The organism is Pseudomonas mendocina (assembly GCF_900636545.1).
Taxonomy (GTDB): domain Bacteria; phylum Pseudomonadota; class Gammaproteobacteria; order Pseudomonadales; family Pseudomonadaceae; genus Aquipseudomonas; species Aquipseudomonas mendocina.
Window position 1 is genome coordinate 454940 of record NZ_LR134290.1, and the last position, 22780, is coordinate 477719.

The window sequence follows — 22780 nt, forward strand, 5'->3', positions numbered from 1 at the left end:
TTGCCGTCCACAGTACGGCTGTCCAAGGAGACGCCATGACCCAGTCCGCTGCCCCTGCCACCGAAGGCGAGAAGATTCTCATCGTCGATGACGACGCCCGTCTGCGCCGCCTGCTCGAACGCTTCTTCGACGAGCAGGGCTACCGGGTACGTGCAGTGGAGAACGTCGAGCAGATGGATCGCCTGCTGGCCCGCGAGCTGTTCAACCTGGTGGTGCTCGACCTGATGCTGCCCGGTGAGGACGGATTGTCCGCCTGCCGCCGCCTGCGCGAATCGAACAACCAGATCCCGATCATCATGCTCACCGCCAAGGGCGATGAGTCCAGCCGTATCCAGGGCCTGGAGCTGGGCGCCGATGATTACCTGGCCAAGCCTTTCAACCCACGCGAATTGCTGGCTCGCATCAAGGCCGTGTTGCGCCGTCAGGCGCCGGTGGTGCCTGGTGCGCCGGGTGCCGAGGATGAAAGCGTCAGCTTCGGTGACTATGAACTGTCACTGGCCACGCGCGAGCTGAAGAAGGGTGAGGAAGTGCACATGCTCACCACTGGCGAGTTCGCCGTGCTCAAGGCGCTGGTGCAGCATGCGCGCGAGCCGCTGACCCGCGACAAGCTGATGAACCTGGCCCGTGGCCGCGAGTGGGATGCACTGGAGCGCTCCATCGACGTTCAGATCAGTCGCCTGCGCCGCCTGATCGAGCCGGACCCGTCGAAACCGCGCTATATCCAGACCGTCTGGGGCGTTGGCTACGTGTTCGTGCCGGACGGCAACAAGTGAGGCCGCAGGCCGCCAGCGACAGGTTTCAGGCTAAAGGCGGGGACACCTGCAGCCTGAAGCCTGGGGCCTGATGCCGCTCTTATGAAAGCTCCATTGTGGTTCCCGCAGAGCTTCTTCGCCCGCACCCTCTGGCTGGTGCTCGTCGTCGTGCTGTTTTCCAAGGCACTGACGCTGGTGTACCTGATGATGAACGAGGACGTGCTGGTCGACCGCCAGTACAGCCACGGTGCTGCGCTGACCCTGCGGGCCTATTGGGCGGCCAACCCCGATGACCGCGACCATATCGCTCAGGCGGCCGGGCTCAAGCGCATCCCGCGTGACAAGGTGCCGGCCAGCGAACAGCACTGGCCCTACAGCGAAATATTCCAGCGGCAGATGCAGACCGAACTCGGCCCGGATACCGAAACCCGTGTACGCGCCACGACGCCGCCGGCGCTCTGGGTGCATGCACCGAGCCTCGGCGATGGCTGGGTGCGGGTGCCAATGTACCCGCACCCACTGCGCGGTCAGCGGATCTGGAGCGTGCTCGGCTGGTTCCTCGGCATCGGCTTGCTGTCCACTGCGGCTGCCTGGATTTTCGTGCGTCAGCTCAATGCGCCACTCAAGCGCCTGGTCTTCGCCGCTCGTCAACTCGGCCAGGGGCGCAGCGTGCGCCTGCCGGTGAGCGATACGCCGAGCGAGATGACCGAGGTGTACCGCGCCTTCAATCAGATGGCCGAGGACGTCGAGCAGGCCGGCCGTGAGCGTGAGTTGATGCTGGCGGGTGTCTCCCACGACCTGCGCACGCCGCTGACGCGTCTGCGCCTGGCGCTGGAGTTCATGGACAACGACTCCGAGCTGACCGAGGACATGGTGCGCGATATCGAGGACATGGACGCCATCCTTGATCAGTTCCTCGCCTTCATCCGCGATGGGCGCGACGAGCCGGTGGAGGAGGCCGATTTCCCCGAGCTGGTGCGTGAAACTCTCGCGCCCTACAACCAGGGCGGCGAGCGCGTGCGTCTGTGCCTGGAAGACATTCCACCCTTCCCGCTGCGTCGGGTATCGACCAAGCGTCTGCTCACCAATCTGGTGGAGAACGCGCTCAACCACGGTGGTGGCGATGCCGTCGAGGTGGTCGCCAGCCTGGCTGGAGACCAAAGCGCGCCCTATGTGGTGTTGAGTGTGCTGGACCGTGGCAATGGTATCGATCCGGCCGAGCTCGACAGCATCTTCAACCCTTTCATCCGCGGTGATCGGGCTCGCGGTGGGCGCGGTACCGGCCTCGGCCTGGCTATCGTCAAGCGCATCGCGGCGCTGCATGGTGGCAGCGTCGAGCTACGCAATCGCAGTGGCGGGGGCCTGGAGGCGCGGGTGCGCTTGCCGCTGGGTTTGCTGTTGCCACGCGACGCCGTCTGACGGGGCGCCGAAAAACCAGTTCGCCGTTGGTTTCCCGCCGCGTTCTACCTCTCGGGATCAGGCCGTCGTCTGCGTTTTTCGGCGGCCAGCCAACCGGCTGTCCAATTACCGCGTCGGAGTGCTGGCAATATGCTGCCAAGCGCTTTGGCGCTGGGCTATGCTGTGCCAGCGCATCACTTCGAGGCCTGCATGCCCGCCGCCTTCCCCGACCGCTTGCCCAACTGGACCTGGTGGCTGCCGCTGCCGATCTTCCACCTGGCAACCTGGATTTCCCTGGCGACCCGTCTGAACGACGGCGTGGCGCTGTGCTATCTGCCCATGGTGTTAGGCCTGGCGTTCTGCCTGTGGTGGGGCCCGCGCGTGCTGCCGGCGCTGTACCTCAACGCCCTGTTCAGCGTGCCGCTGTGGGGCCTGCCCTGGCAGTGGGCACCGCTCTACGCAGTACCGGAAACCGCTGCCGTGGCCCTGGGCTGGTGGCTGCTGCGGCGCCAGTCTTTCGACCCTGCGCTGGGGCGCCTGAGTGATGTCCTGAGATTTCTCGCCTTCGCCGTACTGATGCCGGCCACCCTGGTGGCCCTTGGTCTGCAGAGCAATCTCTGGCTAACCGGCTTTCAGGTCAGCGACCATTGGGCGCAGTCGAGCCTGGCGGTATGGCTGAGCGACACCATCAACCTGCTGGCGCTGACGGCGCCCTTGCTGGCCTTCTGCACGCCATGGCTGCGTCGTCGCGGCTGGCTGCGTACGCGAAGCAGCGTGGTCGCCCCGGCGCTGCCCGTCAGCCGCTCGCTGGCTGGCTGGCTGCTGGCGACGAGCGTATTTCTGGTGTTGATGTTGCTCAGTGCTGGCCTGCCTGCACAGCTCGCCTTGCCCCTGCTGGGGCTCAGCATGCTGGTGTTGGCGCTTCGGCATGCCTTCGCGGGAGCGCTGTACGGTGTGCTGCTGGTGTTCGCCGCCACCCTGCCGTTGCCGCTCTGGCGCGGCAGTTTGAGTTTCGCCGAGCTGGACCTGCAGCGTAATCAGCTGCATTTCGCCGTTCTGTTGTTGATGGGCGCCACGCTGGTGGTAGGGCGCGCGCTCAGTGATCTGCGCCAGGCGCTGGCGCGCAGTGCACAGATGCAGCGGCAACTGGCCCGAGCCAACCTGGCGATGGAGGCCAGCCCGCTGGGCGTGACCATCGCCGACGCACGCCAGCCCGACCTACCGCTGGTGTACTGCAATTCGGCGTTCAGCCAGATAACCGGCTATCGCGCCGATGAGGCACTGGGACGCAACTGTCGTTTCCTGCTCGGCAAGGATCGTGTGCAACTGGAACTGCAACCCTTGCGCGCTGCCCTGCGCGACGGCCGTAGCGGTCACGCCGTGGTGCGCAACTATCGCAAGGACGGCAAGCCGTTCTGGAACGAGGTGGTGCTGGCGCCGATGCGTGACGAGCAGGGCATCAGTCATTTCGTCGGCCTGCAGCACGACGTCACCGAGCGGGTTGAGCTGGCGGCCAAGGTCGAGCAGCAACGCTCGCAGCTGCTACGTCAGAGTCATCTGTTCAGCCAGACCGAAGACATCGCCAACCTGGGCGGCTGGGTGCTGGAGACCAGCGACTACAGCATGTTCTGGAGCGATGGCTGCTACCGCATCGTCGATCGCGACATTCAGCAGGGCCCGCCCGATCTGCGCGAGGTGCTGGACTATTACGACACGCCGAGCCAGGCGCTGATCATGCAGACGCTGCAGGCGGCCTCGAGCGGGATGGACGATCTGGATATCGAGGTGCGTCTGGTGGCGCGGCTGGGCGGCCGGCTGGTGCGCCTGCGTGGCATGGCCGAGCGCGACGAGGACGGCAGCCTGGTGCGTATCTATGGCGTGGTGCAGGACATCAGCGAGCGCAAGCGTACCGAGTCGCAGCTGCGCGAGCGCGACGAGCGCCTGCGGCTGTTCTTCGAGGCGCCACTGATCGGCATGGCGCTGACCACCCAGAGCTTCGGTTGGGAAGAGGTGAACCAGAAGCTGTGCAGCATTCTTGGCCGGAGCCGCGATGAAGTCCTGGCCAGCAGTTGGCAGCAACTGTCGCACCCGGACGACCTGCCGGCCGAGCAGGCCAGTGTGGAGCAGGTCCTGCTGGGCAGCAGTGACGGTTTCGAGATGGACAAGCGCTTCCTGCGCGCCGATGGACAGGTGGTGTTCACCCGCGTCAGCCTGCGAGCGGTGCGCGGCGGCAGTGGTCGGCAGACCATCTTCCTGTTGCTGGTCGAGGACATCAGCGCCCGGCAGGAGGCCGAAGCGCGTTATCGGACGCTGGTCGAGCATGCGCCCGAGGCGATCCTGCTGTTCAACCCGGATGGCGGCATCGTCGAGTGCAACGAGAACGCGCTGCGACTGTTCCGCTATCGCCGTGAAGAGTTGCTTGGCCGGTCGATCCAGAGCATCAGCCCGCTACGGCAGGCCGATGGCCGCCTGTCTTCACGGGCCGGCAAGACCTTCATGCGTCAGGCCGTGGCCGGTGAAGCGCCGGTGTTCGAGTGGAACCACCGCGACAGTGCCGGACGCCAGTTGCCCTGCGAGGTGCGTCTGGTGCGCATGCCGGGCGAGGGGCTGCTGATTCGCGCCAGCGTCACCGATATTTCCGAGCGTCAGCGCTACCAGCGCGAGATCGAGCGCCTGGCCTACAGTGACGAGCTGACCGGTTTGCCCAATCGCCGTCTGCTGCTCGATCGCCTGCAGCACGCCATGGACCGGGAGAATCGTGAGGGCAGTCTGGGTGCGTTGCTGTTCATCGATCTGGATCACTTCAAGACGGTCAACGACAGCCTCGGCCATCTGGTCGGCGATGCCTTGCTGGTGGAGGTCACCACTCGCCTGGCGCGCGAGCTGCGCACCGAGGACACCCTGGCACGACTGGGTGGAGATGAGTTCGTGGTGCTGCTCGAAGCCCTGGGCAGCGAGCCGCAGGCCGTGGCCGAGCACGCTGCCGCAGTGGGGGAAAAGCTGCTGCGTGGGCTGCAGGGTAGTTGCCTGATCGACGGGCATGAGCTGGCGATCAGCGCCAGCATCGGCATTGCCCTGCATCCGATGGGCCTGCAGCGCGCCTCGGATATCCTCAAGCAGGCCGACACCGCCATGTACCGGGCCAAGCACGCCGGACGCAACGCCCTGCATTTCTTCGCCCCGGAGATGCAGGCGGCCATCGACCAGCGCCTGCAACTGCAGGGTGAGCTGCGTCAGGCCATTGCCCGCCAGCAACTGCAGCTGGTGTTCCAGCCACAACTGACGCTGGCCGATGACAGGGTGGCCGGTGCCGAGGTGCTGCTGCGCTGGATGCACCCCGAGCGCGGCGAGATCGGCCCGGACCAGTTCATCCCGCTGGCCGAGGAAACCGGGCTGATTCAGGACATCGGCCAGTGGGTGCTGGAGCAGGCCTGCGCGACCCTGGCGCGCTGGCAGGCGCAGTGGCCGCAACTGGTGCTGGCGGTGAACCTCAGCCCGCGCGAACTGCGCCAGGCCGGATGCGTCGAGCGGGTCGAGCAGTGCCTGCGTGCTCATGGTGTCCCGGCGCATGCTCTGGAACTGGAGATCACCGAGGGCGTGCTGCTCGAAGACGTCGAACGCTGCATCGGCAACATGCAACGACTCAAGGCGCAGGGCGTACGCTTTGCCATCGACGACTTCGGCACCGGCTACTCGTCGCTGACCTACCTCAAGCGTTTGCCGCTGGACCGGTTGAAGATCGACCGCAGCTTCGTCGCCGATCTGGACGGCGCCGCGAGCGGGCGCATGCTGGTGCAAACCATCCTGATGATCGCGCGTAACCTGGATCTGGAATGCGTGGCCGAAGGCATCGAGCAGGACAGTCAGCTGGCATTTTTGCGTGAGCAGGCGTGCGCCCTGGGCCAGGGCTATCTGTTCGGCCGGCCGATGATGGAGAGCGAGTTTCTGGCCTGGATGCAGGCGCGCCCGCGCTAAAACTCGCTACCAGCTCAGGCTGTCAGCGCCGATCCGCGCCCGCTGGCCGTAGGGCCAGGGATAATTGGCGTCACCGTGACCGCTGGGTAGATCGCCATACAAGGGTACGCCCAGCGGCGTCAGGTATTCGCCGATGATCTGCTCCAGACTGTGGTGTACGCCACGCCGCGGGCAGTCGGTGAAACTACCCAGGCACACCGCGCGTGGCTTTCTCCCGGCGAAGCTGCGCAGTAGTTGCCAGAGACTGCGCTCGAGGCGGTAATAGGGCTCGCCGACGTCTTCCAGGATCAGGATCGCATCCTCTGCCAGGCGCATCCCCGCGTCGGTACCGCAGACGCTGGCCAGGGCCGTGAGGTTGCCGCCCTGCAGGGTGCCGTCAATCGGATGTTGCGGGCCGCTGATATGACGCAGCGGCAATTGGCGATGCTGGCCCTTGAGCAGATCCCACAATGCCTGCATCGAGGCCAGGCGTTCGCGCTGGCCGCTGGGCGCCGACAGCACCTGATGGCCGAGCGCCGTGGCAACCGGGCCATGAATGGCCGGCAGGCCCTGCTGCGCAAAAGCGCTGAGCATAATCGACAAGTCGGAGAAGCCGATCAGTGGGCGTGGACTGGCCTGGTGCAGCAGCGGCCAATCGATATCGGCCAGCAACTGCGCGCAGCCGTAGCCACCACGCAGGCACCAGACAGCAGCGATATCGGGCATGGCGAAGGCCTGGTGCAAATCCTCGAGGCGTTGCTCGGGCGTACCGGCCAGGTAGCGATGGCGAGCGCGCACGTGTTGGCCCAGGTGATAGTGCACGCCAAGCACCTCGAGCTGTGCCAGGGTCGCCTCGAGTACGTCTTCGGCAATGGCCGCTGCGGGGGCGATCAACGCCAGGCGGCCGTCGAATGTTTGCTTCATCCGCGACCCTTGGTGCGGGTCTGGCCGGGCTCGGCGTTCTTTTCCAGATACTGGATGATCATGCCGGCGACGTCCTTGGCTGTGGTGGTCTCGATGCCTTCCAGGCCCGGCGAGGAATTGACCTCCATCACCAGCGGCCCGTGGTTGGAGCGCAGGATGTCCACCCCGGCGACGTTAAGGCCCATGACCTTGGCTGCGCGTACTGCGGTCATGCGTTCTTCCGGGGTGATCTTGATCAGGCTGGCAGTGCCGCCACGGTGCAGGTTGGAGCGGAATTCACCGGCCTTGGCCTGGCGCTTCATCGCCGCGATCACCTTGTCACCGACCACGAAGCAGCGAATGTCGGCACCTCCAGCCTCCTGGATGTATTCCTGGACCATGATGTCCTGCTTGAGGCCGAGGAAGGCCTCGATCACCGACTCGGCGGCCTTTGCCGTTTCGGCCAGCACCACGCCCATGCCCTGGGTGCCTTCCAGCACCTTGATCACCAGCGGCGCACCGCCGACCATCTGGATCAGGTCGGGAATGTCGTCCGGCGAGTGGGCGAAACCGGTCACTGGCAGGCCGATGCCCTTGCGTGACAGCAATTGCAGGGCGCGCAGCTTGTCGCGCGAGCGGCTGATGGCCACCGACTCGTTGAGCGGGTAAACACCCATCATCTCGAACTGGCGCAACACCGCGCAGCCATAGAAGGTCACCGAGGCGCCGATGCGTGGGATCACTGCATCGAAGCCCTCCATGGCCTGGCCGCGATAATGGATCTGCGGCTTGTGGCTGGCGATGTTCATATAGGCGCGCAGGGTGTCGATCACCACCATTTCATGGCCCCGCTGCTGACCGGCCTCCACCAGGCGGCGGGTGGAATACAGACGCGGGTTGCGCGACAGCACGGCGATCTTCATTGGGCACCTGGAGGGGCTGAGGAGAGTGAGGGTTTGTCCTGCACATAGCTGAGTGCCGGATTGACCACCAGTTGGCCGGTGATCAGCGCCTTGGAACCGAGTAGTACGCGATAACGCATGGTCTTGCGACAGGCCAGGGTGAATTCCACCGGCCACAGCAGATCGCCGAGGGCCAGATGAGTGCGGATCACATAGCGGCTCTGCGCCTGGCCGTTGGAGCTCTTGATACGTTTGACCGACACCAGCGGCGCCTCGCAACGATGACGGCGCTGCACCTGAGTGCCGAGGTAGGCAGTGAAGCGTACCCAGTCCTCGCCGTCACGCCGGAATGGCTGGATGTCGCTGGCATGCAGGCTGGAGGTGCTGGCGCCGGTGTCGATCTTGGCGCGCAGGCCGATGATGCCGAGCTCGGGCAGATTGATCCACTCACGCAGGCCGATCACGTTGAGCTGGTCGAAAGTCTTCAAGGTGAGAGTGTCCCCTGCGGCGTACAACGCCTATGATTCCGCGCATTCTAGTTGTGTCGTGTGACAACTGCATCCGCGATGGATGCGAATGCCAACCCCTTCAGAGTACGAGATGAGCGAAAAAGACGACGACAAGGTGCGCCTGGACAAATGGCTGTGGGCGGCGCGTTTCTACAAGACCCGCGCCCTCGCCAAGGCGGCTATAGAAGGCGGCAAGGTGCATCACCGCGGCGACCGCTGCAAGCCGGGCAAGGAGCCTAAGGTCGGCGATGAATACGTGCTGCGCACCGGCTTCGACGAGCGCACCGTGGTCGTGCTGGCGCTCTCCGCCGTCCGTCGCGGGGCCCCCGAGGCGCAACTGCTGTATCGCGAGACCCAAGAGAGCATCGCCCGCCGCGAGCAGGCCGCGGCCATGCGCAAGGCGGGGGCTGTGGGGGTACAGACCGATGGCCGGCCGAGCAAGAAGCAGCGCCGGCAGATCCATCAGTTCAACGAACAGCAGGGCGGCGGCTTGCGCCACCCCTGGGCGGATGAGGAATAGCGCAAGCCTGTAGGAGCGAGCTCTGCTCGCGAATGCGAACTGCGGTAAAGCTTCGCGAGCAGAGCTCGCTCCCACTTTCTCGTTCAGTTTGTAGCCCGGATGAAATCCGGGGAATCGTATCGACCCCTCCCGGATTGCATCTGGGCTACCTCGTTCAGCGCCCGCTGACGATGCTCATACGGCCCAGTAATGGCAGCTTGGCCAGGCGTGAGGTGATCGGCAGGGTGATCTTCTCCAGCCATTCGCTGGCGTGATAACCCAGCGGGGTGTAGCAGCTCCAGGCCAGGGCCAGCAGGCTGAGGAATACGCCGCCGACGAAGGCGTCGGCGCCCCAGTGGGCGCCGGCTACCAGGCGCGGCAGGATGCCGATCGTGGTAATTGCCCAAACCAGCAGCAGGCGCCAGCCGCGGGCGAAGAAGCTCATGAAATAGGCCCAGATCAGCAGCACCGAGGCGTGATCGCCGGGGAAGCTGCGGCTGGCGCTGTCCTTCAGGTCCCAGCGCTCTTCCCAGGCCGGGAACATTTCCGTCAGGCGTGCACTGCCTTCCACTACCAGCGACGGGCTGGCGTGCTGCCAGCCCATGTATTCGACCAGGTCGGCGAACAGCACGCGCATCAGCAGCATCACCACCAGGGCGACCAGAAAGGCGAACAGCGCGCGGCGCACCTGGGCTCCGGTGAAAACCAGGTTGGCCTTGAGCATCACCGCCAGCATCACCACGCCGACCCCGGCATCGACCGGGCGCATGCTGCCGATGGCCCAGATATGGGCCCACAGGCCGCCAGCGTGTACCGGGTCGTTGAGCAGCTTGAACAGCCACAGATCGAAGACGTTCCATAGTTCGCGGGTGGGCTGCCACAGCCAACTGGCGAGCAGCACGACAGCCACGACATGGCAGACCAGCATGGCGCGTGGATGCCAGTGGCGATTGATGAACGTGCTCGACATGGAAGATCCCTTTGCAGATTTATGACAGGCCCTACCTCAGGCGCGCGGATGATAGGCAGTGCTGGCGACAGTACAAGGCCAGAAGCACTGTCGTTCAGTCCAGGTTCAGGGGGCGATGGCCGGGACGTGAACGACTGCACATGACGGTCGGGCCTTGGTTGTGCTGGCGTTTGTGCATAAAATCGCCAGCCTTTTTCAGACCTCGGGCCAGCCGCTATGAACGACTTCAGTCAACGTTTCCTGTTCGACGACACCGATGTGCGTGGTGAGATGGTCGCGCTGCGCGAGAGCTATGCCCATGTGCTGGCCAAGCACGCTTACCCGCAGCCGGTGGCCCAGTTGCTTGGCGAGATGATGGCTGCCGCTGCCTTGCTGGTCGGCACCCTCAAGTTCGACGGCCTGCTGGTACTGCAGGCGCGTTCCGACGGCCCGCTGTCGCTGCTGATGGTCGAATGCTCCAGCGCTCGTGAGCTGCGCGGTATCGCCCGCTACGAGGCCGAGCAGATCGGTACCGATGCCGACCTGCAGAGTCTGATGCCCAATGGCGTGCTGGCCATCACCATCGACCCGACTCGTGGCCAGCGTTACCAGGGCATCGTCGATCTGGATGGCGTGGACCTGGCCGAGTGTCTGACCAACTACTTCGCCAGTTCCGAGCAGTTGCCGACCCGCTTCTGGCTCAAGGCCGACGGCCAACGTGCCCGTGGCCTGCTTCTGCAACAACTGCCGCCGCACCACCAGACCGGGCCGCAGGAGCGCGCCGAGAGCTGGAACCATGTGCTGACCCTGGCCGATACCCTGACTGCCGAAGAGCTGCTGGGCCTGGACAACCCGACCCTGTTGCACCGCCTCTATCACCAGGAAAACGTCCGTCTGTTCGATGAGCAGCCGCTGCAGTTCCGCTGCAGTTGCTCGCGCGAGCGCTCCGCCAGTGCCCTGGCCAGCCTCGGCCAGGCCGATGCCGAGCTGCTGCTGGCCGAGCAGGGCGGCAGCGTGGTGATCGATTGCCAGTTCTGCAACGAGCGCTATGCCTTCGATGCCGCCGACATCGCCCAGCTGTTTGCCGGTGCCGGTAGCGAAGCGCCGTCGCAGACCCGCCATTGATGAATTTTTCGAAACGATAGACGTTCTCTATCAGATCGGAGGCTGCCAAGCAGTTCGCTTTTCTGGCATACTCCCGCGACTTTTTTACCGTGTAGTGCAGTTGCCCCTGCACTACACAACGTTCGGAAGACTCGGCCAGCGGCCGACGGGGACCCTCATGACGCAAGCCAACAACGCCGTGTACACCGACATCAGCGCCGCGCAACTGGTCGAAGAAGCCATTCGCCGTGGTGAAGGGGAACTGGCCGCCAACGGCGCGCTGGTCGTTCGTACCGGTCATCGCACTGGCCGCTCGCCGGCCGACCGCTTCATCGTTCAGGAGCCGAGCACCGAGGCGCAGATCGCCTGGGGCAACATCAACCGTCCGTTCCCGGCTGACAAGTTCGATGCCCTGTGGGATCGCGTCGCTGCCTTCAACAACGCCCAGGAACACTTCGTTTCCCATGTGCACGTCGGCTCCGCCGAAGAGCACTATCTGCCGGTGAAGATGACCACCGCTACCGCTTGGCAGAACCTGTTCGGCCGTCAGCTGTTCATCAACCCGACTACTTACAACCAGGCTGGCAAGGCCGAGTGGCAGATTCTCAACGTCGCCAACTTCGAGTGCGTGCCTGAGCGTGACGGCACCAACTCCGATGGCTGCGTGATCATCAACTTCGCCGCCAGGAAAGTGCTGATCGCCGGCATGCGTTACGCCGGTGAAATGAAGAAAGCCATGTTCTCCGTGCAGAACTTCCTGCTGCCGGAAAAAGACGTGCTGCCGATGCACTGCGCCGCCAACATTGGCGAAGAGGGTGATGTAACCCTGTTCTTTGGCCTGTCCGGCACCGGCAAGACCACCCTGTCCGCCGACGAGTCGCGTTACCTGATCGGTGACGACGAGCACGGTTGGGGCGAAGGCGTGGTGTTCAACGTCGAGGGTGGTTGCTACGCCAAGTGCATCGACCTGTCCGAGAAGAACGAGCCGGTGATCTGGAAAGCCATCCAGTTCGGTACCGTGCTGGAAAACGTCGTGCTCGACGAGCAGCGCGTTCCTGATTACGCCGATGACAGCCTGACCCAGAACAGCCGCGCAGCCTACCCGCTGGAGTACGTCGAGAAGCGCAGCGAGAAGAACCTGGGCGGCGAGCCGAACGCGGTGATCTTCCTGACCTGCGACCTGACTGGCGTACTGCCGCCGGTGTCGATCCTCAACAACGAGCAGGCGGCCTACCACTTCCTGTCCGGTTACACCGCGCTGGTCGGTTCCACCGAAATGGGTTCGGGCGGCGGCATCAAGTCAACCTTCTCCACCTGCTTCGGCGCACCGTTCTTCCCGCGTCCGGCTGGTGTCTACGCCGAGCTGCTGATCAAGCGCATCAATGCCTTCGGCTCCAAGGTCTACCTGGTCAACACCGGCTGGACTGGCGGCGGCTACGGCGTCGGCAAGCGTTTCAACATTCCCACCACTCGTGGCGTGATCGCTGCCATCCAGAGTGGCGCGCTAATCGGTGCCGAGACCGAGCACCTGCCGATCATCAACCTAGACGTGCCCAAGGCCGTTCCGGGCGTCGAGACCAACCTGCTCAACCCGCGCAACACGTGGGCTGACAAGAATGCCTACGACGAAGCCGCCAAGGGCCTGGCCAAGCTGTTCATCGACAACTTCCAGAAGTTCGATGTCAGCGACGCCATCAAGAGCGCCGGCCCGCAGCTGTAAGCTGAGCCGCGCTCTCTGACAAAGCCGCCTTCGGGCGGCTTTGTCGTTGTTGAAGACTGCGTCCAACTTAGCGTGGGTACACGCAGCGGAGTAGGGCGTACTCGCCGCAGGCAGTACGCCATGGGTGTCAGGTTCAAGTTGCGACGCCGAGCCTGGAACGGGCGGCGGGCTGTTCGCTGGCGCTCCTGAGCCCGGCCTACACAGGTGCAACACGTCAGTGCGCATGGCGCACCCCACGCAACCGCGTTATGGTCAGGTGCCATTCAGCGGTCAAAGGAGTGACAGCGCATGTCCACCCTCAAACGCGTCTTCGGTTTCGATAAGCTGCGCCCCGGCCAGGAAACGGTGATCAGCGCCGTGCTCGCCGGTCGTTCGGCGGCGGCGATCTTCCCTACCGGCTCGGGCAAGTCGCTGTGCTACCAGCTGCCGGCCCTGCACCTGCCGCACCTGACCCTGGTCATCTCGCCGCTGCTGGCGCTGATGCAGGATCAGCTCGCCTTCCTGCATGCTCACGGCATTGCAGCGGCCAGCATCGATTCGGCGCAAAGCCGCGAGCAGGCGATGGAGGTGATGAATCGTGCGCGCAGCGGCGAGCTGAAGATTCTGATGATCTCGGTGGAGCGCCTGAAGAACGAGCGCTTTCGCAACTTCATCGCCCAGGTGCCGATTTCCCTGCTGGTGGTCGACGAGGCGCACTGTATCTCCGAATGGGGTCACAACTTCCGCCCGGATTACCTCAAGCTGCCCGACTATCAGCGCCAGTTCGGTATCGCGCAGGTGCTGCTGCTGACCGCCACGGCCACGCCTAAGGTGATCGCCGATATGCGCGAGAAGTTCGCCATCGCCGAGGCGGACGTGGTCACCACCGGTTTTTACCGGCCCAACCTCAACCTGCTGGTCGAGCCGGTGCCTGGCGGCGCCAAGATGCAGCGTCTGCAGCAATGGCTGGCGCCGCGACGCGGCCAGGCGAGCATCGTCTACGTCACCCAGCAGAAGACCGCCGAGCAGGTGGCCGAGCACCTGGCGCGCGATGGTCTGGCGGTCAGCGCCTACCACGCCGGTATGGCCCATGAGGTACGCGAGTCGATCCAGCGCCGTTTCATGGCCGGTGAGCTGGAATGCATTGTCGCCACCATCGCCTTCGGCATGGGCATCGACAAGCGTGACATCCGCAACGTGGTGCACTTCGACCTACCCAAGTCGGTGGAGAACTACAGCCAGGAGATAGGCCGAGCCGGGCGCGATGGTCAGGCTTCGGACTGCCTGGTGCTGGCCAGCCGCGATGGCCTCAGCGTGCTGGAGAACTTCGTCTATGGCGATACGCCAGAGCTCTCCGGCATTCGCGCCGTGCTCGACGACTTGCGTGTGGTCGGCACGGGCGGGCAATGGGAGCTGATGCTCAATCAGCTGTCCGAGCTGAGCAATATCCGTGCGCTGCCGCTCAAGACCCTGCTGGTGCAGCTGGAGCTGCGCGGCATCATCGCGCCACGCTATGCCTACTTCGCCGAGTATCGCTTCAAGCTGTTGCTGGACGACGAGGCCTTGCTGGGACAGTTCGAGGGCGAGCGGCGCCAGTTCGTCGAGGCGATACTGGCCTGCTCGAAACGGGCGCGCACCTGGTCGACGCTGGACTTCGACGCACTGTATCAACAGTACGGCGCCGAGCGCGCGCGGGTGGTCAAGGCGCTGGATTACTTCCAGGAAAGGGGTTGGCTGGAGCTGGAAAGCAAGCAGATGACCGAGGTCTATGCCGTGCTCGATGGCGACTTCGATGTCGATGCTCTGGCCAATGATCTGCACGCACATTTTCGCAGCCACGAGGCCAGCGAGATCGCCCGTATCCAGGCCATGCTCGCGCTATTCGAAAGCAACGAGTGCCTCAGTCGCCGTCTGGCGCTGTACTTCGGTGACGGGCAAGCGCCCGAGCATTGTGGGCACTGTTCGGTGTGCCGGGGCCAGGTCGCCACATTGCCTTCGCCATCTGAACTGCCGTCGCTGAGCGGTCGGGATGCGAAGGCGCTGTGCGCCGCCTTCGTCGAGAAGCACCTGCAGTACGCTGGACACGAACCGAGCCCCGAGTGCCTGACGCGTTTTCTCTGCGGCGTGACCACGCCCTTGTTCACCAAGCTCAAGGCACGCCAGCTGGCCGGCTTCGCTGCGCTTGAGGATTACCCCTATGCCGAAGTGCGCAACTGGCTATCGTAGGGATGATCGCCTGTGAAATGCCTGGTGCGCACGGCGCACCCTACTGGGCGACGCGTTGGCCTTCGGCCAGTGTCCAGTCCACCAGTTCGCGGGACAATTGATCGGCAGCCTTGCCGAACGCAGTCACTACTGCGGTAATCGAGGTATCGCCTGCTGCCTGGCTGACGCTGAAGCGGCGGCTGGCGATGATCTTCTGGCTGCGCGTATCCACCAGGTTGACCTCGAGGCGGATCAGCGCGGAAGGGATGTCGTCACGGTATTCGCTATGGAAGCTGCGCAGATCGCTGACCAGTTCCAGGTCGGCCTGCAGGCGCTGGTCCTCGTTGCTCAGCGCCTGAATCCGGCCATCATCCTGAAATGCATCGAGCAGTCGCGCACGCAACAACTGTGGCGTGCGCTCGCTCCAGCGCACGCCCTGATAGGTGTTGACTCGTCCGGGTTCGGGCAGCACGACGATACGTGTACCGTCTAGCAACTGGTTGCTGACCGGGCTGTTGACCCGCAGCGACCAGTCGACACGCTGTGTCTGTGCCGGCAGCGTCGTGGCCGGTAGCAGGTAGATATCCAGCGGTTCGCTCTGCGGCAAGATCGAGCAGGCGCCGAGCAGGGCGGCCGCCAGCAACAGGGTAAGACGCTTCATGGTTGGAACTCCTTGATGCTGTCGCTGCGCAGCAGGTAGCCGCTGGGGTCCTGCTCCAGGCGGCGAGAGAAACCGCGCAGGGCGCCGAGGGTTTCGCGCAGCTCGCTGATCGTCGGGCCCAGATCGCTCAGGCCCTGCATGCCGCTGTCCAGTGCGCCGCGATTGTTCTGCAGCAACTGCTCGATGGTTTGGCTGCTGCGTTCCAGCGAGACCATCAGGCGTTCGGCGCTTTCCAGCACCTGGCTGCCCTGGCTGTCGAGCAACTGATTGGCGTTCTTCATCAGTGCGGCGGCTTCACGTGTGGCGGCGCTGGTCTGGCGCAGGGCTTCGCCCAGTTCTTCACGCTGGTCGGCGATGCCGGCGGTGGCCTGCTCGAGGTTTTCCAGGGTGCGTGATACACGCTCGGCGTTCTCGCGCGAGAGCATGCGGTTGGCGCGGTTGAGCAGGCGGGTGATGTTGCTGACCAGGTCCTCGCCGTTGGCCATCAGCCGTGATAACGGCGATCGGTCGGCGATGATGATGCCGGGTTGGCCGTCCTTGCCCTCCAGTGGTGGGCTCTCGGGGCTGCCACCGTGCAGCTGTATGACTGCCAGGCCGGTGATGCCGGTGATAGCCAGGCGGGCACGGGTGTCCTGCTTGATTGGGGTATTGCCGACGATACGGATGCGTGCGCGCACCGTGCGCGGATCATCTGGGTCGAGCCCGAGACTGACCACGTCGCCGACCTTGATCCCGCTGTACTGTACGGCGCTACCCTGCGATAGGCCGGTGACCGCTTCGTTGAAGATCACCTCGTAGTCGGTGAATGCACGATCCGCCCCGGCCTTGTTCAGCCACAGGCCGAACAGCAGCGCCGCGCCTACCGTGAGCACGGTGAACAGACCGATCAGCACATGATGGGCTTTGGGTTCCATTCATTGCCTCCCTGCCGCCGCAGCGGCCTTTGCGGCCGCGCGTCCACGCGGGCCGTGAAAATATTCCTGAATCCAGGGATCGTTGGTAGCGGCCACCACGTCCAGGCGGTCGGCTACCAGCACCTTCTTCTGCGCCAATACCGCGACCCGGTCGCAGATGCTGTAGAGCGTGTCCAGGTCGTGGGTCACCAGAAATACACTCAGACCCAGGCTGTCACTGAGGGTGCGGATCAACTGGTCGAAGGCCGCCGCACCAATCGGGTCGAGGCCGGCGGTGGGCTCGTCGAGGAACAGGATTTCCGGGTCGAGCGCCAGGGCACGGGCCAGGGCGGCGCGCTTGACCATGCCACCGGACAGGGAGCTGGGGTATTTGCTGCCGGCATCCTGGGGCAGACCGGCCAGGGCGATCTTGACCCGAGCCAGGCGTTCGGCCTCGGCGCGTGACAAGCCGGCATGCTCGATCAGTGGCAGGGCGACGTTCTCGCTGACGGTCAGCGAGGAGAACAGTGCGCCGCGCTGATAGAGCACGCCGAAGCGCCGCTCCAGTTGCGAGCGCCGCTCGGCCGGCAGGCTCAGCAGCTCTTCGCCGAATACCCGCACGGTGCCGGCGTTGGGCTGGCGCAGGCCGACGATGCTGCGCAGCAGCACCGACTTGCCGGTGCCGGAGCCGCCGACCACGCCTAGTATCTCGCCGCGATACAGGTCGAAATCCAGATGTTCGTGCACCACCTGGCTGCCGAAGCGGTTGCTCAGGTCGCGCACCTCGATGACCTTGTCCCGGCTCACCAGCCCATCTCCATCAGGAACAGCGCGGCCAGGGCGTCGAGCAGGATGACCACGAAGATCGACTGCACCACTGCCGAGGTAGTGTGTTCACCCACCGATTGTGCGCTGCCGCTGACCTTGAAACCTTCCAGGCAGCCGATCAGGGCGATCAGGAAGGCGAAGATCGGCGCCTTGAGCAGGCCGACCAGGAAGTGCCGCAGCAGGTCGCTGTCCTGCAGGATCGACAGGTACATCGTCACCGGAATGTCCAGCGACACGGCACAGACCAAGCCGCCGCCGACTATGCCGCTGAGCATGGCGATGAAAGTCAGGATCGGCAGCGCGATGAGCATGGCGAACACACGCGGCAGTACCAACAGTTCGATGGGGCTTAGGCCAAGGGTGCGGATGGCGTCGATTTCCTCGTTGGCCTTCATCGAGCCGATCTGCGCGGTGAAGGCGCTGGCGGTACGCCCGGCCATCAGGATCGCGGTCAGCAGTACGCCGAACTCGCGCAGGAATGAGAAGGCCACCAGATTCACCGTGTAGATGGTGGCGCCGAAGTCGGCAAGGATGGTGGCGCCGAGAAAAGCCACCACAGCGCCCACCAGAAAGGTCAGCAGGGCGACGATGGGTACGGCGTTGAGCCCGCATTGTTCCAGGTGCGCGGCCAGCGAAGTCAGGCGCCAGCGCATCGGGCGCACCAGGATCGCCAGCATGCTGGTCAGGGTCAGGCCCATGAAACCGAGCAGTGCACGGCCCTGGTGCCACATGCCTTCGACCACTTCGCCGATGTGGCCAAGCACTTCTCGCAGTACCGAAGGCTCCGCTGCGGCCTGCGCCGGGGCGCTGCCTGCCATGGCATCGGCCACTGTCAGCAGCAGGGCGCGGCGTCGTTCGTCGAGTTCGGCCTGCTGGATCAACTGGCGCAGGCGCTCACTGCCGAACAGCTCCACCAGCAGCGCCGCGCCAGCGGTGTCCAGCGCGGCCAGGTCGCCGAGATCGACGCTTTCCTTGCCGTGCAGGCGTTCACGCAGGGCCCGCACCTGGGGTTCGAGCTGGCTGTAGTGGGCCAATGTCCAGTCGCCACCCAGCCGCAGCCCGCTGGCGGCGTCCGTGCTGCTGGTCTGCTGCGAGGTCAGGTAGGGAGTGGTCATCGCCACAGCTTAGCTCTGCACGAGCGTCTCAAGCCAGTCACGACTTGTAGCAGATGTAAATGGAGTGACGAATCAGCCACCAGGCTGCACCAAAGATCGGATGACAGGCGCATGGACTAGGGTGATGCTCGTTGTCCCGAGGCGAGCGAGGCTGAGCCATGTCCTTTGAACATCTGGATGTCCTGATCATTGGTGCCGGCCTGTCCGGCGTGGGTGCCGCCTGTCACCTCAAGCGGCTGTGCCCGTCCAGGCGTTTCGCCATTCTCGAAGGGCGCGAGGCCATGGGCGGCACCTGGGACCTGTTCCGTTATCCGGGTATCCGCTCCGACTCGGACATGTACACCCTCGGCTACAACTTCAAACCCTGGAGCGATCCGCAGGCCATTGCCGATGGTCCGTCTATTCGCCGTTACATCCAGGAGACGGCCGCCGAGCATGGCGTCGACCGCTTGATTCGCTATCGGCACAGGGTGATCGAGGCCAATTGGTGCAGTGCCAGCGCCACCTGGCAGCTGCTGGTACAGCGCGGCGAGGAGGGCGAGCTGCTGCGCATGAGCTGCCAGTTCCTGATGATGTGCACCGGCTACTACCGCTACGAGGCCGGCTACACGCCCGAGTTCGCTGGGCGGGAGGACTATCAGGGCGTCTTCATCCATCCGCAGTTGTGGCCCGAGGGCTTCGACTACAGCGGCAAACGCGTGCTGGTGATCGGCAGCGGCGCCACTGCGGTGACCCTGGTACCGGCCTTGGCCGAGCGCGCCGCGCAGGTGACCATGCTGCAGCGTTCGCCCAGCTACGTGATCAACCTGCCGCAGCGTGACGGGCTATCCAATGCACTGCGGCGGGTACTGCCGGAGACCTGGGTGTATCGCCTGGCACGCGGGCGCAACGTGACCCTGCAACTGGCCTTCTACAAGCTGGCCAAGCGCTTCCCCAGTCTGGTGCGGCGGATATTGCTGGCGCTGGTGCGGCGCCAACTGGGCGATAGAGTCGACCTGCGCCACTTCAGCCCCCGCTACAAACCCTGGGATCAGCGCGTCTGCGCTGTGCCGGATGGCGACCTGTTCCGCGTGCTGCGCCAGGGCAAGGCGCAAGTGGTTACCGCCGAGATCGAGTCTTTCACTGCCCAGGGCGTTCGACTCAAGGGTGGCGAAGAGCTGGCTGCCGATGTCATCGTCAGTGCCACCGGCCTGCAATTGCAGCTGTTCGGCGGCATCGCTGTGCAGGTCGATGGGGTGCCCTTCGAGGCGCCGAAGAGCATGGGCTACCGAGGCATCATGCTGCGCGACCTGCCCAACCTGGCGGTGGTGATGGGCTACACCAACGCCAGCTGGACGCTCAAGGCCGATCTTTCCAGCGAGTACTTTTGCCGTCTGATCAATCATCTGGACACCATCGGCATGCGCCAGGTGACCCCGCGTGACAGCACTGGCAGCGTCTGCCCGGAACCTTTTCTCGACCTGCAGTCAGGCTATATCGAGCGAGCCTCGCACCTGTTACCGGCGCAGGGCGACCGGGTGCCGTGGAAGCTGCATCAGAACTATCTGCTCGATCTGGCGCTGCTGCGCTACGGCAAGCTGGAAGATGACTACTTGGAGTTCTCTACACCTCGGGAAGAGGCGCAGGCGGAGTTGGCGTAGCCCTTGTGTGGCGGGGGCTATAGCGAATGTCCTACAAAATATTACACAATCGCGCCGCTTACTTTCCTGGCATAGCGCCACTACACTTTTGCGAGCTGTGTCACGGAAGAACAACAAGATGCCAAGCGCCCAATCAACCAGAGGTCGGCCATGAAGGAACAGCGCCATCTACCCGCACTGCGTGCTCATATCGAGCACCTGCTGAGCAAGGGCTGGATCATTTCCAGTCGCAGTCCTCTGATGCTGCAGAACGGCCATCGCTGTTATCTCGTTTCCCACGGCATGTTGATCAGCGAGTCTGCCTCGCACGCGGCTTGAGCGTTTCTCGAACGCTGCGCTTCGACCTCATCCGGCGCAGTGGCGTTTTTGGTTACCGGATATTGCGTCCGAACCCCGCCTCATATCTCCTCTTCGTCCCGTTACAAGCGGGCTGCGGCCGTATCGCCGGTCTCTCGCCGCTTCTCTTAGCAGAACCCTTTGTTGATGTAACGCCTTGGTCAGCGCGTGGTCAGTGCCTATAACCAACCACTCACTGTGAGAGGAGCCACGTCATGCCCAGTCGTCGTCGAGTCCTGCAAGGTGGCGCCAGCCTGGCTGCGCTCGCTGCCCTGATGCCTTGGTTGCCATCGTCGGCCTTCGCCTCCGGCACCCTGCTGAGCCGGGCTATTCCCAGCAGCGGCGAGCAACTGCCGGTGATTGGCCTAGGCACCTCGCGTACCCATGACGTGGCGATGAGCGACGAAGCCCTGCAACCTCTGCGCGAGGTGTTGCAAGCATTGGTCAACGGCGGCGCCAGCCTGGTGGATACCGCGCCCAGTTACGGGCGTGCCGAGGCGGTATGCGGGGCGTTGGCTGCGGAGGACGGCATGCGCAAACGCCTGTTCCTGGCCAGCAAGGTTTCCTCTTCCGGGCGTGCCGCGGGTGAGCGTCAGGCCGAGGCCAGTTTCGCCGCCCTGCGCACCGACACCGTCGACCTGATGCAGGTGCACAACCTGCAGGACACCAGCACCCAGCTCGGTCTGCTGCGCGAGCTGAAAGAGCAGGGACGGGTGCGTTACATCGGCGTGACTCACTACCTCGATTCCGCTCACGAGCGCCTGCTCGAGGTGCTGCGCCAGGAACCGGTGGATTTCGTCCAGTTCAACTATTCCATCGGCGAACGCAACGCCGAGCGCGAGCTGTTGCCCTATTGCGCCGACAAGGGCATCGCGGTGCTCATCAACAGGCCCTTCCAACGTTCGGCGCTGTTCGATCGGGTAAAGGGGAAGAACCTGCCTGACTGGGCCGCGGTTGAGCTGGATGTCACCTCCTGGGCGCAACTGATGCTCAAGTTCATCCTCGCCAACCCGGCGGTAACCGCCGTGATTCCGGCCACCTCCAACCCGCGTTACATGGCCGACAACATTCTCGCCGGGCAGGGTCGCTTGCCTGACGCGGCGCAGCGCAAGCGCATCATCGAGCTGTTTGCCTGATATGCAGGCGCTCTCGCGGCGCCTGGCGCGGGCAATCAATGCCGAGACTGAGGAACTGGCAGCGGTGCTGGCTGGCTTTGCCCTGTTCTTCTGCCTGTTCGCCGGTTACTTCATGCTGCGGCCGATCCGTGAGGCGATGGGTATCACGGGTGGAGTGCATAACCTCCAGTGGCTGTTCACCGCCACCTTCGTTGTCATGCTGCTGGCTGTGCCGCTATTCGCCTGGCTCAACTCGAGAGTCCCGCGCATCCATTTCATTGACTGGGTATACGGCTTTTTCTGCCTCAACCTGCTGGCCTTCGTTCTGCTGTTTCGCCTGGATCACGACAGCATCTGGCTGGCGCGGGTGTTCTACGTGTGGATCTCGGTCTACAACCTGTTCGTCGTCTCGGTGGCCTGGAGCCTGATGGCCGATGTGTTCGATGGGGCCCAGGCACGCCGGTTGTTCGCTTTCATCGCCGCAGGTGCCAGTGTCGGTGGGCTCTGTGGGCCGCTGTTGAGCGCGCTGCTGATTGGCGTGGTGGGGGAGTCCGGGTTGATGCTGATCGCCGCCGTGCTGCTCGGGGTGGCCATGGGGCTCAAGCGCTATCTGATGGTCTGGCGTGAACGCCAGGGCGCCGGGCGGCCGGGAGCGCTGCCCAGCGAAAGCCCGCGCAGGCCGGTGCCGGGCAATCCTTTCAGCGGTCTGACGCGCATGCTCGGCTCGCGTTATCTGCTGGGCATTGGTGCGTTCATCCTGCTGCTGACCTCGGTCAGCACCTTCCTCTACTTCGAGCAGGCGCGCCTGGTGGCCGAACTGTTCCCGGATCGCGCCGCGCAGGTACGGGTGTTCGGCGTCATCGACTTCGTCGTGCAGGCCGGCGCCCTGACGACTCAGTTGTTCATCACCGGCCGGGTGGCGCAGAAGCTCGGCGTGCGCTTGCTGTTATCCGCCGTGCCGGCGTTGGTCTGTCTGGGTTTTATCGGCCTGGCCCTGGCGCCGACCTTCGCCATGCTGGCGGGCCTGATGGTCGTGCGCCGTATCGGTGAATACGCCTTCGTTCGGCCGGGCCGGGAAATGCTCTTCGCCCCGCTGGATGCTGAAAGCAAATACAAGGCGAAGAACTTCATCGACACCGTGGTCTACCGCGGCGGCGATGCCCTCAGCGGCTGGGCCAAGGCCGGCCTGGACATGCTCGGCCACGGTGCCTGGCTGGTGGCCATGGTCGGCGCGCTGTGCGCCGCGCTGTGGGGTGTGCTCGGCTGGTATCTGGGCGGGCGCGCGGACAGGCAGGCAGAGAGGTAGCGTGGGGGCGCT

General features: G+C 64.4%; 19 protein-coding genes. 11 read left to right on the forward strand and 8 right to left on the reverse strand.

From position 1 onward, the window contains the following. Positions 1-35 precede the first annotated feature (35 nt). From ompR to EL191_RS02175, 3 genes are all read left to right on the forward strand, one after another. Positions 36-773 (forward strand): osmolarity response regulator transcription factor OmpR, encoded by a 738-nt coding sequence (ompR, locus tag EL191_RS02165; protein ID WP_013713569.1) that lies wholly within the window; start codon positions 36-38, stop codon positions 771-773. A gap of 81 nt (positions 774-854) precedes the next feature. After that, entirely contained in the window at positions 855-2171 is a 1317-nt protein-coding gene (locus EL191_RS02170; RefSeq protein WP_041976142.1) for an ATP-binding protein, read from the forward strand. A gap of 189 nt (positions 2172-2360) precedes the next feature. Beyond that, the gene (locus EL191_RS02175; protein ID WP_041977141.1) at positions 2361-6125 is read left to right on the forward strand and encodes a bifunctional diguanylate cyclase/phosphodiesterase; all 3765 of its coding nucleotides are present in this window, start codon (positions 2361-2363) and stop codon (positions 6123-6125) included. 6 nt (positions 6126-6131) lie between these two features. Here EL191_RS02175 and EL191_RS02180 read toward each other — a convergent pair whose 3' ends face one another. From EL191_RS02180 to rimB, 3 genes are read right to left on the reverse strand one after another with little or no spacing between them, the layout of a single operon-like run. Further along, positions 6132-7028 (reverse strand): S66 peptidase family protein, encoded by an 897-nt coding sequence (locus EL191_RS02180; protein ID WP_041976144.1) that lies wholly within the window; start codon positions 7026-7028, stop codon positions 6132-6134. Continuing rightward, positions 7025-7930 (reverse strand): 30S ribosomal protein S6--L-glutamate ligase, encoded by a 906-nt coding sequence (gene rimK / locus EL191_RS02185; protein WP_017360621.1) that lies wholly within the window; start codon positions 7928-7930, stop codon positions 7025-7027. The genes EL191_RS02180 and rimK overlap by 4 nt, the downstream gene beginning before the upstream one ends. Next, on the reverse strand, positions 7927-8397 hold the full coding sequence (gene rimB, locus EL191_RS02190; protein WP_041976147.1) for a retropepsin-like aspartic endopeptidase RimB: 471 nt from the start codon (positions 8395-8397) through the stop codon (positions 7927-7929). The genes rimK and rimB overlap by 4 nt, the downstream gene beginning before the upstream one ends. A gap of 112 nt (positions 8398-8509) precedes the next feature. Between rimB and EL191_RS02195 the strand changes: the two genes are divergently transcribed. Next, the gene (locus EL191_RS02195) at positions 8510-8938 is read left to right on the forward strand and encodes an RNA-binding S4 domain-containing protein (RefSeq protein ID WP_041976150.1); all 429 of its coding nucleotides are present in this window, start codon (positions 8510-8512) and stop codon (positions 8936-8938) included. Positions 8939-9092: 154 nt separating this feature from the next. Here EL191_RS02195 and EL191_RS02200 read toward each other — a convergent pair whose 3' ends face one another. After that, positions 9093-9887 (reverse strand): phosphatase PAP2 family protein, encoded by a 795-nt coding sequence (locus tag EL191_RS02200; RefSeq protein ID WP_041976152.1) that lies wholly within the window; start codon positions 9885-9887, stop codon positions 9093-9095. Between the two features lie 216 nt (positions 9888-10103). On the opposite strand from EL191_RS02200, the gene hslO reads away from it, so the two are divergent. From hslO to EL191_RS02215, 3 genes are all read left to right on the forward strand, one after another. Further along, positions 10104-10991 carry an Hsp33 family molecular chaperone HslO gene (hslO, locus tag EL191_RS02205; protein ID WP_041976154.1) on the forward strand — a complete coding sequence of 296 codons (888 nt, stop codon included), beginning with the start codon at positions 10104-10106 and terminating at the stop codon, positions 10989-10991. A 157-nt stretch (positions 10992-11148) separates the two neighbouring features. Then, positions 11149-12690 (forward strand): phosphoenolpyruvate carboxykinase, encoded by a 1542-nt coding sequence (locus tag EL191_RS02210; protein WP_013713578.1) that lies wholly within the window; start codon positions 11149-11151, stop codon positions 12688-12690. A gap of 288 nt (positions 12691-12978) precedes the next feature. After that, complete coding sequence (locus tag EL191_RS02215) at positions 12979-14895, forward strand: RecQ family ATP-dependent DNA helicase (RefSeq protein ID WP_041976156.1); 1917 nt, start codon at positions 12979-12981, stop codon at positions 14893-14895. Positions 14896-14935: 40 nt separating this feature from the next. On the opposite strand, the gene EL191_RS02220 is transcribed toward EL191_RS02215, so the two are convergent. Genes EL191_RS02220 through EL191_RS02235 form a run of 4 tightly spaced genes read right to left on the reverse strand, consistent with a single transcriptional unit; the run spans position 14936 to position 18371 of the window. Continuing rightward, the gene (locus EL191_RS02220) at positions 14936-15535 is read right to left on the reverse strand and encodes an ABC-type transport auxiliary lipoprotein family protein (protein ID WP_041976158.1); all 600 of its coding nucleotides are present in this window, start codon (positions 15533-15535) and stop codon (positions 14936-14938) included. Beyond that, the gene (locus EL191_RS02225; RefSeq protein ID WP_017360615.1) at positions 15532-16449 is read right to left on the reverse strand and encodes an MlaD family protein; all 918 of its coding nucleotides are present in this window, start codon (positions 16447-16449) and stop codon (positions 15532-15534) included. Before EL191_RS02225 ends, EL191_RS02220 begins: the two co-directional genes overlap by 4 nt. Then, positions 16450-17235, reverse strand: a complete 786-nt coding sequence (locus EL191_RS02230; RefSeq protein ID WP_013713582.1) for an ABC transporter ATP-binding protein — start codon at positions 17233-17235, stop codon at positions 16450-16452. It abuts the gene before it with no gap. Next, complete coding sequence (locus EL191_RS02235; RefSeq protein WP_041976160.1) at positions 17232-18371, reverse strand: ABC transporter permease; 1140 nt, start codon at positions 18369-18371, stop codon at positions 17232-17234. The genes EL191_RS02230 and EL191_RS02235 overlap by 4 nt, the downstream gene beginning before the upstream one ends. A gap of 158 nt (positions 18372-18529) precedes the next feature. Here EL191_RS02235 and EL191_RS02240 point away from each other — a divergent pair, with 158 nt between their 5' ends. The 4 genes from EL191_RS02240 (at position 18530) to EL191_RS02250 (ending at position 22768) form a co-directional block, all read left to right on the forward strand. Beyond that, positions 18530-20011, forward strand: coding sequence for a flavin-containing monooxygenase (locus tag EL191_RS02240; RefSeq protein WP_041976162.1), 1482 nt, complete (start codon positions 18530-18532; stop codon positions 20009-20011). Between the two features lie 150 nt (positions 20012-20161). Next, positions 20162-20329 (forward strand): hypothetical protein, encoded by a 168-nt coding sequence (locus tag EL191_RS24360; RefSeq protein ID WP_013713585.1) that lies wholly within the window; start codon positions 20162-20164, stop codon positions 20327-20329. Between the two features lie 233 nt (positions 20330-20562). Then, positions 20563-21483, forward strand: a complete 921-nt coding sequence (locus EL191_RS02245) for an aldo/keto reductase (protein ID WP_041976164.1) — start codon at positions 20563-20565, stop codon at positions 21481-21483. A 1-nt stretch (position 21484) separates the two neighbouring features. Then, positions 21485-22768 carry an NTP/NDP exchange transporter gene (locus EL191_RS02250; RefSeq protein ID WP_041976167.1) on the forward strand — a complete coding sequence of 428 codons (1284 nt, stop codon included), beginning with the start codon at positions 21485-21487 and terminating at the stop codon, positions 22766-22768. Positions 22769-22780: the final 12 nt, after the last annotated feature.

What these genes read in the sequence shown, in the direction of transcription:
- ompR (WP_013713569.1), top strand. Translation starts at nt 36, where the DNA reads ATGACCCAGTCCGCTGCCCCTGCCACCGAAGGCGAGAAGATTCTCATC.
- EL191_RS02170 (WP_041976142.1), top strand. Translation starts at nt 855, where the DNA reads ATGAAAGCTCCATTGTGGTTCCCGCAGAGCTTCTTCGCCCGCACCCTC.
- EL191_RS02175 (WP_041977141.1), top strand. Translation starts at nt 2,361, where the DNA reads ATGCCCGCCGCCTTCCCCGACCGCTTGCCCAACTGGACCTGGTGGCTG.
- EL191_RS02180 (WP_041976144.1), bottom strand. Translation starts at nt 7,028, where the DNA reads ATGAAGCAAACATTCGACGGCCGCCTGGCGTTGATCGCCCCCGCAGCG.
- rimK (WP_017360621.1), bottom strand. Translation starts at nt 7,930, where the DNA reads ATGAAGATCGCCGTGCTGTCGCGCAACCCGCGTCTGTATTCCACCCGC.
- EL191_RS02195 (WP_041976150.1), top strand. Translation starts at nt 8,510, where the DNA reads ATGAGCGAAAAAGACGACGACAAGGTGCGCCTGGACAAATGGCTGTGG.
- EL191_RS02200 (WP_041976152.1), bottom strand. Translation starts at nt 9,887, where the DNA reads ATGTCGAGCACGTTCATCAATCGCCACTGGCATCCACGCGCCATGCTG.
- hslO (WP_041976154.1), top strand. Translation starts at nt 10,104, where the DNA reads ATGAACGACTTCAGTCAACGTTTCCTGTTCGACGACACCGATGTGCGT.
- EL191_RS02210 (WP_013713578.1), top strand. Translation starts at nt 11,149, where the DNA reads ATGACGCAAGCCAACAACGCCGTGTACACCGACATCAGCGCCGCGCAA.
- EL191_RS02215 (WP_041976156.1), top strand. Translation starts at nt 12,979, where the DNA reads ATGTCCACCCTCAAACGCGTCTTCGGTTTCGATAAGCTGCGCCCCGGC.
- EL191_RS02220 (WP_041976158.1), bottom strand. Translation starts at nt 15,535, where the DNA reads ATGAAGCGTCTTACCCTGTTGCTGGCGGCCGCCCTGCTCGGCGCCTGC.
- EL191_RS02225 (WP_017360615.1), bottom strand. Translation starts at nt 16,449, where the DNA reads ATGGAACCCAAAGCCCATCATGTGCTGATCGGTCTGTTCACCGTGCTC.
- EL191_RS02235 (WP_041976160.1), bottom strand. Translation starts at nt 18,371, where the DNA reads ATGACCACTCCCTACCTGACCTCGCAGCAGACCAGCAGCACGGACGCC.
- EL191_RS02240 (WP_041976162.1), top strand. Translation starts at nt 18,530, where the DNA reads ATGTCCTTTGAACATCTGGATGTCCTGATCATTGGTGCCGGCCTGTCC.
- EL191_RS24360 (WP_013713585.1), top strand. Translation starts at nt 20,162, where the DNA reads ATGAAGGAACAGCGCCATCTACCCGCACTGCGTGCTCATATCGAGCAC.
- EL191_RS02245 (WP_041976164.1), top strand. Translation starts at nt 20,563, where the DNA reads ATGCCCAGTCGTCGTCGAGTCCTGCAAGGTGGCGCCAGCCTGGCTGCG.
- EL191_RS02250 (WP_041976167.1), top strand. Translation starts at nt 21,485, where the DNA reads ATGCAGGCGCTCTCGCGGCGCCTGGCGCGGGCAATCAATGCCGAGACT.